Source organism: Promicromonospora sp. NPDC090134, assembly GCF_044746965.1.
Lineage (GTDB): Bacteria > Actinomycetota > Actinomycetes > Actinomycetales > Cellulomonadaceae > Promicromonospora.
Genome location: NZ_JBIVCZ010000014.1, coordinates 1 through 14,861, shown reverse-complemented (window position 1 = coordinate 14,861; position 14,861 = coordinate 1). Strand labels below are relative to the sequence as shown.

The following is a 14,861-nucleotide window of genomic DNA, read 5'->3' as shown; positions in this document are numbered from 1 at the left end:
GTGCCCGAACTCGATCTGCTCACCATCGTCCTGCTCCTGCTCGCCGGCCTTGCCGCGGGCTGGGTCGACGCCGTCGTCGGCGGGGGCGGGCTCATCCAGCTTCCCGCACTGCTGCTCGTACCCGGGATCAGCCCCGTGCAGGCCCTGGCGACGAACAAGCTCGGCAGCATCATGGGCACCTCCACCAGCGCCATCACCTACTACCGGCGGGTCCAGCCGGACATGCGCACCGCCGGCCCGATGGCTGTCGCGGCGCTGGTCGGTGCGTTCGGCGGTGCGGTCGGCGCGTCACACATCCCGGCCCAGCTCTTCAAGCCGATCATCCTCGTCGTGCTCGTCGGCGTGCTGACCTGGACGCTGCTCAAGCCGAACGTCGGCCAGCACGACAACCTGCGCTGGGTCGGCAACGGGCACAAGCGGATCGCGGCGCTGATCGGCCTGCTCATCGGCGCGTACGACGGGCTGCTCGGGCCCGGCACCGGCACGTTCCTGGTGATCAGCCTGGTGAGCTTCCTCGGGTACTCGTTCCTCCCGGCGTCGGCCATCGCGAAGATCGTGAACTTCGCGACCAACCTGGGCGCGCTCATCTTCTTCGTCCCGAGCGGCGCCGTCATCTGGTCCCTCGGCCTCGGGATGGGCGTGGCCAACCTCGTCGGCGCCTACATCGGCGCCCGGATGGCGGTGGCCAAGGGCTCGAAGTTCGTCCGCGTGGTCTTCGTGATCGTGGTGGGCGCCCTCATCGCCCGGCTGGCCTGGGACGTCTTCTTCGCCTGAGCGCCACGAGCGTCGCCCGGTGGACGCCCGGCGTCCCGCACGGTGAACGCCTCAGCGCCCGGAATTCCCGCCGTCGTACCATCGATCCGCAAACCCAACCACCCGGCGGGCCGTTGAGACAGACGGAGGCCGGCAACGGAAGGCAGGCGCATGGCACTTGTCGTGCAGAAGTACGGCGGATCCTCGGTCGGGGACGCGCGCAGCGTGAAGCGCGTCGCCAAGCGGATCGCCGAGGCGAAGCGAGCGGGCAACGACGTGGTCGTGGTGGTGAGCGCCATGGGCGACACCACCGACGAGCTCCTCGACCTCGCCCAGCAGATCACCCCGCTCCCGCCCCAGCGGGAGCTCGACATCCTCCTCACCGCGGGCGAGCGCATCTCCATGTCGCTGCTCGCGATGGCGATCACCAACCTGGGCGTGAAGGCCAAGTCCTACACGGGCCAGCAGGCCGGCGTCATCACGGACGCCGTGCACGGTCGGGCGCGGATCGTCGACGTCGTGCCGCACCGCATCCGCGAGACGCTGAACCGGGGACAGGTCGCGATCGTGGCCGGTTTCCAGGGCGTCACCCAGGCCACGAACGACGTCACCACCCTCGGCCGCGGTGGTTCGGACACCACCGCCGTGGCGCTCGCCGCCGGCCTGAACGCCGACGTCTGCGAGATCTACACCGACGTGGACGGCGTGTTCACGGCCGACCCGCGCATCGTCCCCGCCGCCCGGAAGATCGACGAGGTCTCCTACGAGGAGATGCTGGAGCTCGCGGCCTGCGGCGCCAAGGTGCTGGCGCTGCGCAGCGTGGAGTACGCGCGCCGCTACGGCGTGCCGGTGCACGTGCGCAGCTCGTTCAGCGCCCACGACGGCACGCGGGTGGTCGCGGCCGAGAAGAAGTCGAAGGAGAACGCCATGGAAGCCCCGATCATCTCCGGTGTCGCGCACGACCGCTCCGAGTCCAAGATCACCGTGATCGGCGTGCCGGACGTGCCCGGCATGGCCGCCCGCATCTTCGAGGTCGTCGCCGGCGCGGGCGCGAACATCGACATGATCGTGCAGAACGTGTCGGCCGCGGCCACGGGCCTCACCGACATCTCGTTCACGCTGCCGGACGGCGACGGCCCGGCCACCATGGCCGCCCTCACCGCCGTGCAGGGCGAGCTGGCCTTCGACTCGCTGCAGTTCGACGACCAGATCGGCAAGCTCTCGCTCGTGGGCGCCGGCATGAAGTCGCACCCGGGCGTCTCGGCGCGGCTGTTCGGCGCGCTGCGCGATGCGGGCATCAACATCGAGATGATCTCCACCTCGGAGATCCGGATCTCCGTGGTGACCCGCGCGGACTCGCTGGACGACGCGGTGCGCGCGGTGCACACCGCGTTCGAGCTCGACGCGTCCGACGGCGAGGCCGTCGTCTACGCGGGAACGGGGCGCTGACATGGTTGCCATCTCCGAACAGGGCGTCAACGTCGCCGTCGTCGGCGCCACCGGCCAGGTGGGCGCCGTCATGCGCCGCCTCCTGGAGGAGCGGGAGTTCCCCGTGGCGGCGATCCGGTTCTTCGCCTCGGCCCGCTCGGCGGGCACCACCCTCCCGTTCGCGGGCGTGGACGTGCCCGTCGAGGACGTCGCCGCGACCGCCACGGAGGACCTCGCCGACATCGACATCGCGCTCTTCTCCGCCGGCGGGGGCACGTCCCGCGAGCACGCGCCCCGGTTCGCGGACGCGGGCGCCCTCGTGGTCGACAACTCGTCGGCCTGGCGGCGCGACCCCGAGGTGCCGCTGGTGGTCTCCGAGGTGAACCCCGACGCGATCGGGGACGCCGTCAAGGGCATCGTGGCCAACCCGAACTGCACCACGATGGCCGCGATGCCGGTGCTCTCGCCGCTGGCGCAGGCGGCCGGGCTGGAGCGCCTGCGCGTGGCGACCTACCAGGCGGTGTCCGGCTCCGGCCTGGCCGGCGTGGCCGAGCTCGCGGGGCAGGTGCGCGCCGCAGTCGGGCAGGAGATCGAGGGGCTGGTGCACGACGGCGGGTCCGTGGACCTGCCGGACCCCACGATCTACGCCGCGCCCATCGCGTTCAACGTGCTGCCGCTGGCCGGCAACCTGGTCGACGACGGCTCGGGTGAGACCGACGAGGAACAGAAGCTCCGCAACGAGTCCCGCAAGATCCTGGGCCTGCCCGACCTGGCCGTGGCGGGTACGTGCGTGCGCGTGCCCGTGTTCACGGGGCACTCGCTCTCGGTGCACGCGGAGTTCGCCCGGCCCATCACGCCGGACGAGGCCCGCAAGCTGCTGGCCGACGCCCCGGGCGTGCAGCTCGCCGACGTCCCGACGCCGCTCGCGGCGGCCGGCGTCGACCCGTCCCTGGTGGGCCGGATCCGGCAGGACCAGTCCGTGCCGGACGGCCGCGGCCTCGTCCTGTTCGTCAGCAACGACAACCTCCGCAAGGGGGCGGCCCTGAACACCATCCAGATCGCGGAGCTCATCGCGAACGACCTGGCGGAGCTCGCGGTGCTCGACGCCGCGGAGGCGGCCGACACGTAGAGCACGCCCGCAGCACCGCCGAGGGGCGGGACGGACTACTTGTCCGTCCCGCCCCTCTTCTTCTTCGCACGAGTTTCCCCGACATGCTTGCGCCGGCTCCCGCATCTATGGTTCATTAGTCAAGTAATGAACCAATGGAGGGGGTGAGCCGGTGTTCGACGGGCCCGAGCCGATCTACATCCAGATCGCGCAGATGATCCGCGCGCAGGTACTCGCCGGTGAGCTGAAGGAGGAGGAACAGGTCATGTCCACCACACAGTTCGCGACGACGTTCCGCATCAACCCGGCCACCGCCCAGAAGGCGTTCGCCGGTCTGGTCGAGGAGGGCGTGCTCTACAAGCGCCGCGGCCTGGGAATGTTCGTCGCGCCGCAGGCCAGGGAGCGCCTGCTCGAGGACCATCGCAAGCGCTACTTCGAGGAGGTCCTGGCCCCGGCGCTGCAGCAGGCGGACATCCTCGGGATCTCGACCGAGGACGTCGTCGCCTACGTCCTCGGCACCGGCAAGCGGACCACGGAGGAGTCATGACGACCGCACCTTTCGGAGCCCGGCTGGACGACGTCGTCGTCCACTTCGGCAGGAGCCACCGGATGCTGCAGAACGGCACCATGGTCCGGGACGACGCCAGCACCGCGCTCGACGGCGCCACGCTCGCGATCCGGCCCGGGGTCATCACCGGGGTGCTCGGCCGCAACGGCGCCGGCAAGACGACCATGCTCTCGCTGCTGGCGGCGTTCACCCGCCCGACCAGCGGCACCGTCGTCGTCGGGCCGGAGGGCGAGGAGGAGGACCCGTGGGAGAACCCGTGGATCACCTCGGGCACGCAGCTCGTCCGGGAGAGCGGCGACCTGATGACCGAAGAGAAGGTCTCCACCTCGCTCAAGTACTACGCCGACATGCGTCCGGACTGGAGCGCGGAGACGGCGGAGCGCCTTCTGGATCTGTTCGAGGTCGACGTCCGCAAGAACCCGTCGGCCCTGTCGCGCGGCAAGCGCTCGGCGGTCGGGGCCACGATCGGCCTGGCCACACGCGCGCCGCTGACGATCTTCGACGAGGTGTACCTCGGCATGGACGCGCCCACGCGGTACGCGTTCTACGACGAGCTCCTCGCCGACTACGCCGAGCACCCGCGCACGATCCTCCTGTCGAGCCACCTGGTCGAGGAGGTCGAGCGGCTGTTCGAGGACGTCGTGGTCATCGACCGGGGGCGGGTGCTCCTGGCCGAGTCCGCCGACCAGATGCGGGCGCGCGGGTTCAGCCTCACCGGCACCAAGGACGCGGTCGAGCGGATCGCGGGGGAGCGCCGGGTGCTGCACCGCCAGCAGCTCGGCGCGACCGTGCAGGTCACGCTGGAGGGCGCCCTGGACGACGACGAGCTCGCCGCCGCGCGCGGTGCCGGCGTCGAGGTGGGCGCCGTCCCGGTGCAGGACCTCTTCGTCCGCCTGACCAGTCCGGGGAGCGTGCAGCGATGAGTGCTGCGACGGCCCCTGCCGTCACCGCGCGCTCGGGCCGGGATGACCTGGTCCGCGCGGCCGACCGGCGTGGCGCCCGGCGGGCGGCCGCGGTCACGGTGCGGATCGTGAGCGTCATCGGCGGTTGGTACTGGGCGATCTTCGTGGTCGTCGCCGTGGCGGTCATCCTGGGCAACGTGCGGTACGGCTCGGGCCTGGATCAGGGAGTCGTCGACGCCCAGATCGGTGGTTCGTCCCGGTGGTTCGTGCTGGTGCTCGGCATGATCGTCCCCGCCGCGTACCTCCGGCTGCACGTCGCGGCGGGCGGCACCCGCAGGTCGCTCGCGGCCGGCACCGTGCAGGGCGCCCTCGTCGGCGGTGCGCTGATCGGCCTGGTCACCGCGCTGTACATGGTCGGCGAGCGCGCGCTGTTCGGAGCGCTGGACCTGACCTGGGCGCGCGAGTACGGGCTGCCGGTGGACGGCTACGGAGGCATCGCGCTGACGTTCGTCACCGAGGCGCTGGTCGCAGCCACGTACTACCTGGCCGGTGCCGCGATCTCGGCCGGCTACTACCGGCTCGGCGTGCTGCGGGGCATCGCGTACGTGTTCGCGGCGCTCGTCCCGGCGGCGCTGGTCGACCTGGCGTCGCACACCGGTGTCACGGCCCTGGTCGTGGGCCTGGACAGGCTGCCGGACGGCGGAGCCGGTGTGCTGCTGGGCCTCGTCGGCGGTGCGTTCGCGGTCGCCCTGGCGGCCTGGCTGTTCAGCGCCCCGCTGCGCTCCATCCCGCTGCGACCTTCCGTCTGAGGGGCACGACCATGACAACACCGACCATCGAGGAGACCACGATGGGCCGCATCAACCTGGCCCGGGCCGGGCACCTGCGCGGCGTCGCCGGCGTGGCCCGGCGGCTACGCGGCTCCGGCGTCACCGTCGGGATCTGGTTCTGGGGCGTCTACGCGCTCTACGCCGTCGGGATCACCGTCGGCAACGCCGCGGCCGGCAACGACCTGGAGATCAGCGCGCTCGACGCGACCCTCGGCGCCGCCCGCTGGCCGATGATCGCGCTCGGCGTCCTCGCGTCCTCCGGCATCCTCACGCTCCACGTGGCTGCGGGCGGCAGCCGCCGGTCCATGTCCGAGGGCGTGGTGCGCGGTGCCGTCGTCGTCGGCGCGGGCTGGAGCGTCGTGACCACCCTCGCCCTGCTGGGCGAGCGCCTGCTCAGCACGTCGCTCGGGATGACCTGGCGCCGGCTCGGCGCGCTGCCCTTCGACTCGCCCCTCACGGTGCTCGGCACCACGGCCGCCGAGGCCCTCGTGCTCATCACCTACATCCTCGTCGGCGCGTGCATCGGCCTCGGTTTCACGCACACCGGCGCCTGGGGGACGCTCCTGATCGTTCCCCTGGCCCTGCCCGCCGTGCTCGCCGACCTCGCAACCCGCACCGGTGTGGTCGGCACGATCGCCAACGTCCAGTTCGTGCCCGACATCGAGCACGCCGAGGTGCCCTCGTCCGAGGGTCTCGCGACCCTGCTGATCGGCCTGGGCGGGGCCGCGCTCGCCGCCGTCCTCGCCGCCGTCGTGCTCCGGGCCCTGCTGCGCACGGCGCCCGTACGCGCCGCCTGACCCCCCCGACCCCAGAAGGAGTGACCATGACGTCCCCAGTCGTCGAAGTCCGCCACCTCAGAAAGGCCTATCCCGGCGCCGGTCGCGGCGCCACGCCCAAGACCGCCGTCGCCGACGTGTCGTTCCAGGTCGCGCGCGGCGAGATCTTCGGGATCCTCGGCCCCAACGGGGCCGGCAAGACCACCACCGTCGAGTGCGTCGCCGGGCTGCGGCACGCCGACGGCGGAACCGTCAGGATCCTCGGCCACGACCCGCAGGCCGACCCCACCGCGGTGCGCGAGCACGTGGGCGTGCAGCTCCAGGAGGCCGCCCTGCACGACAAGATCACCGTCGGCGAGGCGCTCGACGTCTTCGGCTCCTTCTACCCGCAGCGGGCGGACTCGGCCGAGCTGCTCGAGCTGCTCGACCTGACCGCGCAGCGCGACCAGCAGTTCGGCAAGCTGTCCGGCGGGCAGAAGCAGCGGCTCTCGATCGCGCTCGCCCTGGTGGGCAGGCCCCAGGTCGCCATCCTCGACGAGCTCACCACCGGCCTCGACCCCGCCGCCCGGCGCGCCACCTGGGACCTCGTCGAACGCGTCCGCGACTCCGGCGTGACCGTGCTGCTCGTCACCCACTTCATGGACGAGGCCGAGCGGCTCTGCGACCGGCTCGTCGTGATCGACGCCGGCCGCATCGTCGCCGAGGGCACGCCCGCGGCCCTGATCGAGGGGCTCGAAGGCCACCGCGGCGTCCGGCTCCGGTTCGCGGACGACGGGGCTCGCGCCCGCGCGGCCCGGCTGCTCACCACCCTCTCCGAGCGGGACGCCGACGTCGCCGCCGTCGTCCCCGCCGGGGACGAGATCGAGGTGACCGGCACCCGCAGGGTGCTGTTCGCCGTCGTGCAGGCGCTCACGGCCGCCGACGTCGTCCCCGACGACGTGCGGACCGTCGAACGCACCCTGGAGGACGTGTTCGTGCAGGTCACCGGTCGTGAGTACCGGGCTGAGGAGAACGAGGAGGTGGCGGCATGACCGCCGTCCGGACCGTCGTCGTCCCGGGGAGCCTGCGGGCCAGGGGCTTCGGCACCCTGTTCACCACCGAGCTCAAGGTGTGGCTGCGAGAGCCGACCGGCGTCTTCTTCGCGCTCGTCTTCCCCAGCCTGCTGCTGCTCGGCCTCGGGCTGGCCATCCCCGACTTCTCCAAGCCGATGACCGACGCGCCGCCACCCTGGAACGAGGCGCCCGGTGTGACCAGCTACCTGCCCACCATCATCGCGCTCGCGGTGGGGACCATCGCGCTGACCACCATGCCGGTGCAGTTCGCGACCTTTCGCGAGAAGGGCATCCTCAAGCGGCTCTCGACCACCCCGATGCCGCCGCAGAACCTGATCGGCGCGCACCTGGTGATCAACGTGCTGGCTCTCATCGTGTCCACGAGCGCGGCCGTCGTCGGCAGCATGGTGGTGCTGGGGGTCCCGTTCGCGGCCGATCCGCTCACGGTGCTGCTCGTCCTGGTGCTCTCGACGACCGCGATGTTCTCGCTGGGGCTGCTGGTCGCGGCGCGGGCCGAGAAGGGCGCGACGGCGTCCGGGCTGGGCATGCTGCTCTACTTCCCGTCCCTGATGTTCTCCGGCGTGTGGGTCCCGCTGTCCGTCATGCCGGACTGGATGGAGACGATCGGCCTCTACCTCCCGCTCGGCGCGGCGGCCCAGGGACTGACCGTCGGCTGGTTCGGCACCGAGGGTTTTCCGCTGGCTCAGGTGCTGGTCCTGGTCGCCTGGACGGTGGTGCTCTTCCCGCTCGGCGTGAAGCTCTTCCGCTGGACGTGACCCCTGGTCAGGGGTCCCCTACGCTCGTGTCATGAAGCCGTTTCTGCTGCTCGCGACGCGTGCGGAGGACCTCGCCGCGGACGGTGAGCACGAGGCGTTCCTCCGGTACGGAGGCCTCGAACCGGAGCAGCTGCACCGGGTCCGCCTCGAGCGCGACCCGCTGCCGCCGGTGAACCTGGACGACTACTCCGGTGTCATCGTCGGCGGGGGACCCTTCAACTCCTCGGACCCCGCGGAGCGGAAGGGTCCCGTGCAGCGGCGCGTCGAGGCCGAGCTCATGGGGCTGCTCGACGAGGTCGTGGCGCGCGACTTCCCGTTCCTGGGCGCCTGCTACGGCGTCGGCACGCTCGGGGCGCACCAGGGCGCGGTGATCGACGCGACCTACGCCGAGCCGGTGGGGCCCGTGACCATCGAGCTCACCCCGGGCGCGGCGGACGACCCGCTGCTGGCCGGGCTCCCGGATTCGTTCGCCGCGTACGTCGGTCACAAGGAGGCGGTGCGCAAGCTGCCCGACCACGCGGTGCTGCTCGCGTCGTCGGCCGGCTGCCCGGTCCAGATGTTCCGGATCAAGCAGAACCTGTACGCCACGCAGTTCCACCCCGAGCTCGACGGCCCGGGAATCGGCCAGCGGATCGCGGTCTACCGCGACTACGGCTACTTCCCGCCCGAGGAGGCGGAGGCGGTGCGAGAGCGCTGCCTCGCCGTGGAGGTCACCGAGCCGATGCGCATCACGCGGGCGTTCGTGGACCGTTACGCGAGGTAGCGGCGGGGTGTGATCGACCGCATCCTGGGATCCGGTAGACAGTCGCCGGGGGTGGGGCTACCGTTTTGGCCGTGGACATCCGTTGGTATTGGCGCTTTACGTCGGCTCCTGGTGGAGCTCGGCGGGCGTACGCCTGACCAACCTTCCACCCGGAGCCAGGGCCTGGGACGCCGATCGCGTCCAGGCCCTTCGTCTTTACCGAGACGGGCCGCTCCGGACCAGGAGTCGGTGGCGGGCCGTCCGGTTCCTCGAACCAGACCCCGCCAACCAGGAGCCCCGATCCCGATGAGCATCACCCCCGCGGAACCCAGCACCGAGGCGACCACCGACCTCGGTACCCGCACCTCCGACCTGCGCATCCGCGCTCTCGACCCGCTGCCCGCCCCGCGGAGCCTGCTGGAGGCGATGCCGCTCGGCACCGCCCGCAGCGACCTCGTCACGACGTCCCGCCGTGAGGTGCGCGACGTGCTGACCGGTGAGGACGACCGGCTGCTGACGATCGTCGGCCCGTGCTCGGTGCACGACCCGGTGGCCGCGCTCGACTACGCTGCCCGGCTCGCCGCGCTCCGGCGCGAGCTGTCCGACGACCTCGTCGTGGTGATGCGTGTGTACTTCGAGAAGCCGCGCACCACGGTGGGCTGGAAGGGCCTCATCAACGACCCGCACCTGGACGGGTCGCACGACGTGCGGCACGGCCTGAACCTGGCCCGCGAGGTGCTGCTCGGCGTGCTCGACGCCGGCGTGCCCGCCGGGGCCGAGTTCCTGGAGCCCACCAGCCCGCAGTACATCGCGGACGCCGTGACCTGGGGTGCGATCGGTGCCCGCAACGTGGAGTCGCAGGTGCACCGGCAGCTCGCCTCGGGCCTGTCGATGCCCGTCGGGTTCAAGAACGCGACCGACGGCGACGTGCAGATCGCCGTGGACGGCTGCATCACCGCCGCGAGCGAGCACACCTTCTTCGGTGCCGACGCCGAGGGCCGCGCCGCCGCCGTCGAGACGACGGGTAACCCGGACTGCCACGTGATCCTGCGCGGCGGGCGGTCGGGACCCAACTACTCGGCCGAGGACGTCGCCGCCGCCCTGCGCGTGGCGCGCACCTCCGGACTCGGCGGCGCCGTCGAGAACGGCGTGATCGTCGACGCGAGCCACGGCAACTCGGGCAAGGACCACGTGCGCCAGGCGGGCGTGGTGCACGAGATCGCCAACCGCATCGCCGACGGCGAGCACGGCATCACGGGCCTCATGATGGAGAGCTTCATCGAGGCCGGCGCGCAGCAGCCAGGCCCGCTGTCGGAGCTCACGTACGGCCAGTCCGTCACCGACAAGTGCATGGACTGGGACACCACGGAGGACCTGCTCCGCGACCTCGCCAAGGCGGTCCGCGAGCGGCGCGGCTGATCTCGTCTCGGAACCGGCCGGGCGCCTTGGCGCCCGGCCGGTTCCGTGTTCCCGCCCCCTATCCTGTGCGGATGGTGGACATGGGTGGGGTCGAGGGCGCCGGAGCGTCGGGACGGCGGGGGTCCCGCCGGACCGCCTGGATCGTGGGCGCGGCCGTCGTGGTGGTGGCGCTGGTCGCCGGCATCGGCGTCTGGCAGTACGCGGCGCGCAGCGCCCGGATCGTGGCGGACGGCGTCACCCTGAGCGGAGGCATGGCGTTTCCGGACTGCCTTCCCCGGATGGCCCTGGCCGTGTACGGCACCCGCGACGACGTGGTCGTGGGGCAGACGGTCCGCAACCCGTCACGGTGGCCGGTCACGGTGACCAGCTCCGATCCGGAGGTCTACCGGTTCGGGGCCCTGAGCGACGAACCGGGGGACGACACCGCGGTGTCGGCCGCGCCGGACGGCGCGGCACCCGCCGATACCTCCGGCCAGGTCGTGCTCCCGCCGGGGCGTGCGGTCACGCTGTGGATCGTGGACCCGCAGCGTGGCAGCGTCCAGGACTCCGGCGTCTGGTACTCGTTCGACGAGGTGCCCGTGACGCTGCGGACGCTCGGTGTGGAGCGCGAGTCCTCGCTCCAGCTTCCCGGCACCCTCTACGTCGGCGGTGGCACGGACGGCGACCGGCTCGGCGCGGCGCTGCAGGAGGCGTGCGACGCCTGAGGGCGTTTTGTGGACTGCCCGGGCGATCTGCCCCTACTGTCCGGCCATGACCAGTGTCGCAGGGGTGGAGCCGGCCGAGGCCGTGCAGGGTGAGCAGCCCCGCGGGCGGCGGGTTGTCCGGATCGTGGGGGCCGGCGTGGCCCTGGCGCTGGTCGCGGGGGTCGCAGCCTGGCAGATCGCGGCCCGGACGGCCGTGGTGGGGCTCGGCTCGGGGAGCCACAGCGGGGCAGGCGCGACCCTCCCGGACTGCGTGCCCGGGGAGGGGTTGTGGGCGCTGTTCGGTACGGACGAGGACGTCGTGCTGGTGCAGACGGTGCGGAACGCTTCGCCGTGGCCGGTCACGGTGATCAGCACGATTCCGGACGTGTTCCGGTTCGAGCCGATGGCCGACGACTTCCGGGACGACTACCTGTACCTGAAGAACGCCGCGGACGGCGCGCCGGACCGCTCGCAGACCTCGGACCGGGTGGTCATCCCGCCCGACCGTGAGGCGACCATGTGGATCGTCGATCCGCAGGGTGACCTCCCGATTTCCGGCGGTTGGATGGTGTTCGACACCGCGGACCTCACGGTCCGCGTACTCGGTGTGGAGCGCGAGCTGCCCCTGCCGCTGCAAGGAATGATCGCCGTCGGCGGGGCCGAGCCCACGGCCGGTCGCCTCGACCGTGCGCTGCAGGAGGCGTGCGAGCGCTAATCGCCCTGCATCCAGGGTCCGACGCGGACCTCCGCGCCGTCGAGGACGTCGAGCCCCGTCGCCGGTGTCCCGTCCGTCGTCGCGTCGAGCGGCACCGGGTCGGCGCCCGGGACCGGGGTGACCTGGACCGTCGTGGTGGTGTCCGGGTCGTTGGCCGTCGACATGGTGTGCCAGAGCAGGAGGGCGAGCACGGCCCCACCGTCGGGCACCACCACGCGGGCGGGCAGCTCGCGGGGATCGGACGGCTGGACCGTGACGTCCGGCTGGGGCTGCCCGGCCGCGTTCTCGAAGACGAGGTCGGGCACGCCCTTCAGGGCGCACGGCTGTCCCGACACGTTGCGGGCCCGGACCGAGACACCCCGCGTGCCCGCCGCCGAGTCCACGACGCCGAGCGTGACCTCCAGGTCCTGCCCCGTGCAGTCGAGGGCAGCGGGGTCGTCGGGCCAGGGGGTCGCCCCGCCGGCCGGCCCTGGGGAGCGCGGGGCGGGCTCCGCGCCGGACACCCAGCCGGTCGTCTCGGCGTACCCCGCGTCCAGGACGGTGTAGGCCACCGGGGCGTCCACCGTGGCGAAGTCCCGCGCCTCGAGCCAACGTCGCAGGTCAGCAAGGCTCTGGGCGCCTGACTCAGCATCGGACTGGAGCGTGAGTCGTCGTTCCTGGGCGAGGTAGGTGGCGTCCTGGACACCGGGCTGGCCCGCCGCGGCGACCAGCAGCCGGACCGTGTCGACGTCGGGCACACTGGCCGCCGAGCGGTAGCGGGCGCCGGGGGCCTCCAGCTCGACCCGGCGGTCCAGCTCGTCGGCCGCTTCGGCGACGTCGACCAGGTCGTCCGGAGCGGCCGCGGCGACGTGCGCGGTCGCGGCGAGCGGGTCCGAGCCATTGCCCTCGCCCAGCCCGAGGCCGACGGTCGTGGCTCCTGCCGCGAGCAGGTCGTAGCCGTCCTCGACGGCGTCGACCACGATGTCGGCCGCGGTGTTCGGCCCGGCACGGACACTGAGTCCCGACCCGACGAAGTCCGACGTCACGGTGACGTTCTCGGTTTCGTCCACGTCCCTTGCCGCCCCCGCCAGGAGCCGGTGGGCACTGGCGGCGGCCTCGCCCGCGGCATGCGGATCGAGCGCCGCCGTCAGGGCGACCTCGACACTGACGGTGCTCGGCGCCGCCTCGCTCCGCTGCCCGAAGTTGCCCTGGACGGGCTCGGGCCCGAACGTCCTGGTCACCGCCACGTCGGCGACGCCGGGTAGGGCGCGCACCGCCTCCGCGGCCGACTCGACCTCGTCCGGCGGCCCCGGGGTGCACCCGGCGAGGACGAGCGCAGACGCGGTGGTGAGCAGCAGGACCCGGCGGTGTGGCGGCACCCCGCGATCGTCCCACCGCGCCTCAGCTCACGAAGGCGTCCAGCTCCTCGCGCGGAACCTTCCTCCGAGACCTGATCAGTTCCTCCACACGGTCCATCTGTTCCCACACGTTCACGGCCATCCCGGCCACGACCTGCCCGTCGAGCAGCCAGAACGCCACGAACTCGCGGGCGCTCAGGTCGCCGGAGATCACCACGTCGTCGTACCCGCCGGGCACGTCCACCCATCCGGTGTACTCCATGCCGACGTCGTACTGGTCGCTGTAGAAGTATGGCAGCCGGTCGAACGGATCGGTGGCGCCGAGCATCGCGCGGCCGGCGTGCGCGCCGGTCCGCTCCGCCGTGGCCCAGTGCTCCACGCGCAGCGGACGCCCGTAGTGCGGCGAGGGGATGCTGGCCACGTCGCCCGCGGCGAAGATGTCCGGGTGCGACGTCGTGAGCGTGCCGTCGACCACGATGCCGCCGCCCTCGGACGGGGCCCGCAGGTCCAGCCCGGCGACCTCCGCGAGCCCGATGTTCGGGGTCGCGCCCACGCCGATGACGACGACGTCGGCGCCGATGTGCGTCCCGTCCGACAGGTCGACCCCGGTGACCCGGCCCTCCGCGCCCTGGAACCCCGAGACCGACGTCCGACGCAGTAGGCGCACGCCGTGCTCGACGTGGACCCCGGCGTAGAAGTCGCCCATCTCCGGTCCCAGGACGCGGCCCAGGGGATGCGTCCCGCGGCCCACGATCGTGACGTCCAGCCCGAGGGTCCGGGCCGACGCCGCGACCTCGAGCCCGATCCAGCCGTCGCCGACGACGGCGACCCGGCCCACCCCCTCCAGCGAGGCCTCGAGCAGCATGCTGGAGATGCGGTCGGAGTCGTCGATCGTGCGCAGGTAGTGCACGCCCGCGAGATCGGTGCCCGGCACATCGAGCGGTCGCGGCGTGGACCCGGGTGCGAGGAGCAGCTTGGCGAAGGGGAGCGTGGCACCGTCAGACAGGGTCAGCGTGTGCTCGTCAGGGTTCAGCCCGACCACGGTCTCGTTGGTGCGGACGGTGACCTCGTGCTCGCGGTACCAGGTCTCGTCCAGCGGGAAGACGACGTCGCGCTCCGCCTCGCCGCGCAGGTAGTCCTTGCTCAGCGGCGGGCGCTCGTACGGATGATGGGGCTCGCTGGTGACGACCACGAGATCGCCGCGGTATCCCCCGTTGCGCAGCGCTTCCGCCGCGCGGGCCGTCGTCAGTCCACCACCGATCAGAACGTACGGGTTCATTGGACTCCTCCTGGGCTCGGACTCCCGGGCTTCGGGTAGGCGATCAGTCTTGCACCCGAGCTGGATGCGGGCACCAGTTCCCGGGCGCGCTGCTCGGGCAGGGCGTCAGGTGGGGTGGGCCCAGGAAAGGTCGGGCCGGCGGGTTCCGTGGTGCCGGGCCGACGGCGGGGCTGGGCGGGGTGGCGGACGGCGCCGGCTCTGTGGGCCTGGTCGGTAGGGGACCGGGCTGTTGCGGGGGTTGGTGTGGCAGCCGATCTGGTAGCGGCTGCGGGGTGTGCGTCCCTTGCTCGGACCCGTCATGTTCACGGCCGGGGTCCAGCCCGGGGTCGCGGGACGATCGGGAGCTGGCACGGTGGTGCTCTCAGGAGTCATCGTGGTCTCGCTGGTCCTGACGGGTTCCGGTGGTGCGGGCGCGACCGAGACGTAGGTGTGCCCCGTCGGTGTCACCGTCTCCACCGCGTCCCGGCCACTGATCTGGGTGGTCTTCTGCCGC

The 14,861-nt window shown here is 72.3% G+C and carries 15 protein-coding genes; 13 read left to right on the top strand and 2 right to left on the bottom strand.

Features of this window, described 5'->3' with window-relative positions; translation table 11 throughout:
* The 13 genes from ACIPN7_RS27260 to ACIPN7_RS27200 all read left to right on the top strand — a co-directional run bounded on the left by ACIPN7_RS27260 (position 1) and on the right by ACIPN7_RS27200 (position 11,752).
* Positions 1 to 774 carry a TSUP family transporter gene (locus ACIPN7_RS27260; protein WP_400549897.1) on the top strand — a complete coding sequence of 258 codons (774 nt, stop codon included), beginning with the start codon at positions 1 to 3 and terminating at the stop codon, positions 772 to 774.
* A 150-nt stretch (positions 775 to 924) separates the two neighbouring features.
* Positions 925 to 2,202, top strand: coding sequence for an aspartate kinase (locus ACIPN7_RS27255; protein WP_400549895.1), 1,278 nt, complete (start codon positions 925 to 927; stop codon positions 2,200 to 2,202).
* 1 nt (position 2,203) lies between these two features.
* Positions 2,204 to 3,310, top strand: coding sequence for an aspartate-semialdehyde dehydrogenase (locus ACIPN7_RS27250; RefSeq protein ID WP_400549893.1), 1,107 nt, complete (start codon positions 2,204 to 2,206; stop codon positions 3,308 to 3,310).
* 151 nt (positions 3,311 to 3,461) lie between these two features.
* The gene (locus ACIPN7_RS27245) at positions 3,462 to 3,836 is read left to right on the top strand and encodes a GntR family transcriptional regulator (protein WP_400549891.1); all 375 of its coding nucleotides are present in this window, start codon (positions 3,462 to 3,464) and stop codon (positions 3,834 to 3,836) included.
* On the top strand, positions 3,833 to 4,780 hold the full coding sequence (locus tag ACIPN7_RS27240; RefSeq protein WP_400549890.1) for an ATP-binding cassette domain-containing protein: 948 nt from the start codon (positions 3,833 to 3,835) through the stop codon (positions 4,778 to 4,780). The genes ACIPN7_RS27245 and ACIPN7_RS27240 overlap by 4 nt, the downstream gene beginning before the upstream one ends.
* Positions 4,777 to 5,568 carry a hypothetical protein gene (locus ACIPN7_RS27235; protein ID WP_400549888.1) on the top strand — a complete coding sequence of 264 codons (792 nt, stop codon included), beginning with the start codon at positions 4,777 to 4,779 and terminating at the stop codon, positions 5,566 to 5,568. The genes ACIPN7_RS27240 and ACIPN7_RS27235 overlap by 4 nt, the downstream gene beginning before the upstream one ends.
* An 11-nt stretch (positions 5,569 to 5,579) precedes the next feature.
* Positions 5,580 to 6,386: a hypothetical protein gene (locus tag ACIPN7_RS27230; protein ID WP_400549886.1), complete on the top strand. Its 807-nt coding sequence runs from the start codon at positions 5,580 to 5,582 to the stop codon at positions 6,384 to 6,386.
* Positions 6,387 to 6,412: 26 nt separating this feature from the next.
* Positions 6,413 to 7,396, top strand: a complete 984-nt coding sequence (locus ACIPN7_RS27225; RefSeq protein ID WP_400549884.1) for an ABC transporter ATP-binding protein — start codon at positions 6,413 to 6,415, stop codon at positions 7,394 to 7,396.
* Positions 7,393 to 8,193, top strand: coding sequence for an ABC transporter permease (locus tag ACIPN7_RS27220; protein ID WP_400549882.1), 801 nt, complete (start codon positions 7,393 to 7,395; stop codon positions 8,191 to 8,193). The genes ACIPN7_RS27225 and ACIPN7_RS27220 overlap by 4 nt, the downstream gene beginning before the upstream one ends.
* Positions 8,194 to 8,224: 31 nt before the next feature.
* Entirely contained in the window at positions 8,225 to 8,956 is a 732-nt protein-coding gene (locus ACIPN7_RS27215; protein WP_400549880.1) for a glutamine amidotransferase, read from the top strand.
* 285 nt (positions 8,957 to 9,241) lie between these two features.
* Positions 9,242 to 10,354, top strand: coding sequence for a 3-deoxy-7-phosphoheptulonate synthase (locus ACIPN7_RS27210; RefSeq protein WP_377231953.1), 1,113 nt, complete (start codon positions 9,242 to 9,244; stop codon positions 10,352 to 10,354).
* A gap of 71 nt (positions 10,355 to 10,425) precedes the next feature.
* Positions 10,426 to 11,058, top strand: coding sequence for a hypothetical protein (locus ACIPN7_RS27205; protein ID WP_400549878.1), 633 nt, complete (start codon positions 10,426 to 10,428; stop codon positions 11,056 to 11,058).
* Between the two features lie 46 nt (positions 11,059 to 11,104).
* The gene (locus ACIPN7_RS27200) at positions 11,105 to 11,752 is read left to right on the top strand and encodes a hypothetical protein (protein ID WP_400549876.1); all 648 of its coding nucleotides are present in this window, start codon (positions 11,105 to 11,107) and stop codon (positions 11,750 to 11,752) included.
* Here ACIPN7_RS27200 and ACIPN7_RS27195 read toward each other — a convergent pair.
* Both ACIPN7_RS27195 and ACIPN7_RS27190 read right to left on the bottom strand, forming a co-directional pair.
* The gene (locus ACIPN7_RS27195; protein WP_400549874.1) at positions 11,749 to 13,110 is read right to left on the bottom strand and encodes a DUF4232 domain-containing protein; all 1,362 of its coding nucleotides are present in this window, start codon (positions 13,108 to 13,110) and stop codon (positions 11,749 to 11,751) included. The genes ACIPN7_RS27200 and ACIPN7_RS27195 overlap by 4 nt on opposite strands.
* Before the next feature lie 22 nt (positions 13,111 to 13,132).
* Positions 13,133 to 14,368 carry an NAD(P)/FAD-dependent oxidoreductase gene (locus tag ACIPN7_RS27190; protein ID WP_400549872.1) on the bottom strand — a complete coding sequence of 412 codons (1,236 nt, stop codon included), beginning with the start codon at positions 14,366 to 14,368 and terminating at the stop codon, positions 13,133 to 13,135.
* Positions 14,369 to 14,861 lie beyond the last annotated feature (493 nt).

Coding starts and splice junctions, on each gene's coding strand:
- ACIPN7_RS27255 (WP_400549895.1), top strand. CDS start 925: ATGGCACTTGTCGTGCAGAAGTACGGCGGATCCTCGGTCGGGGACGCG.
- ACIPN7_RS27250 (WP_400549893.1), top strand. CDS start 2,204: ATGGTTGCCATCTCCGAACAGGGCGTCAACGTCGCCGTCGTCGGCGCC.
- ACIPN7_RS27240 (WP_400549890.1), top strand. CDS start 3,833: ATGACGACCGCACCTTTCGGAGCCCGGCTGGACGACGTCGTCGTCCAC.
- ACIPN7_RS27235 (WP_400549888.1), top strand. CDS start 4,777: ATGAGTGCTGCGACGGCCCCTGCCGTCACCGCGCGCTCGGGCCGGGAT.
- ACIPN7_RS27230 (WP_400549886.1), top strand. CDS start 5,580: ATGACAACACCGACCATCGAGGAGACCACGATGGGCCGCATCAACCTG.
- ACIPN7_RS27225 (WP_400549884.1), top strand. CDS start 6,413: ATGACGTCCCCAGTCGTCGAAGTCCGCCACCTCAGAAAGGCCTATCCC.
- ACIPN7_RS27220 (WP_400549882.1), top strand. CDS start 7,393: ATGACCGCCGTCCGGACCGTCGTCGTCCCGGGGAGCCTGCGGGCCAGG.
- ACIPN7_RS27215 (WP_400549880.1), top strand. CDS start 8,225: ATGAAGCCGTTTCTGCTGCTCGCGACGCGTGCGGAGGACCTCGCCGCG.
- ACIPN7_RS27210 (WP_377231953.1), top strand. CDS start 9,242: ATGAGCATCACCCCCGCGGAACCCAGCACCGAGGCGACCACCGACCTC.
- ACIPN7_RS27205 (WP_400549878.1), top strand. CDS start 10,426: ATGGTGGACATGGGTGGGGTCGAGGGCGCCGGAGCGTCGGGACGGCGG.
- ACIPN7_RS27200 (WP_400549876.1), top strand. CDS start 11,105: ATGACCAGTGTCGCAGGGGTGGAGCCGGCCGAGGCCGTGCAGGGTGAG.
- ACIPN7_RS27190 (WP_400549872.1), bottom strand. CDS start 14,368: ATGAACCCGTACGTTCTGATCGGTGGTGGACTGACGACGGCCCGCGCG.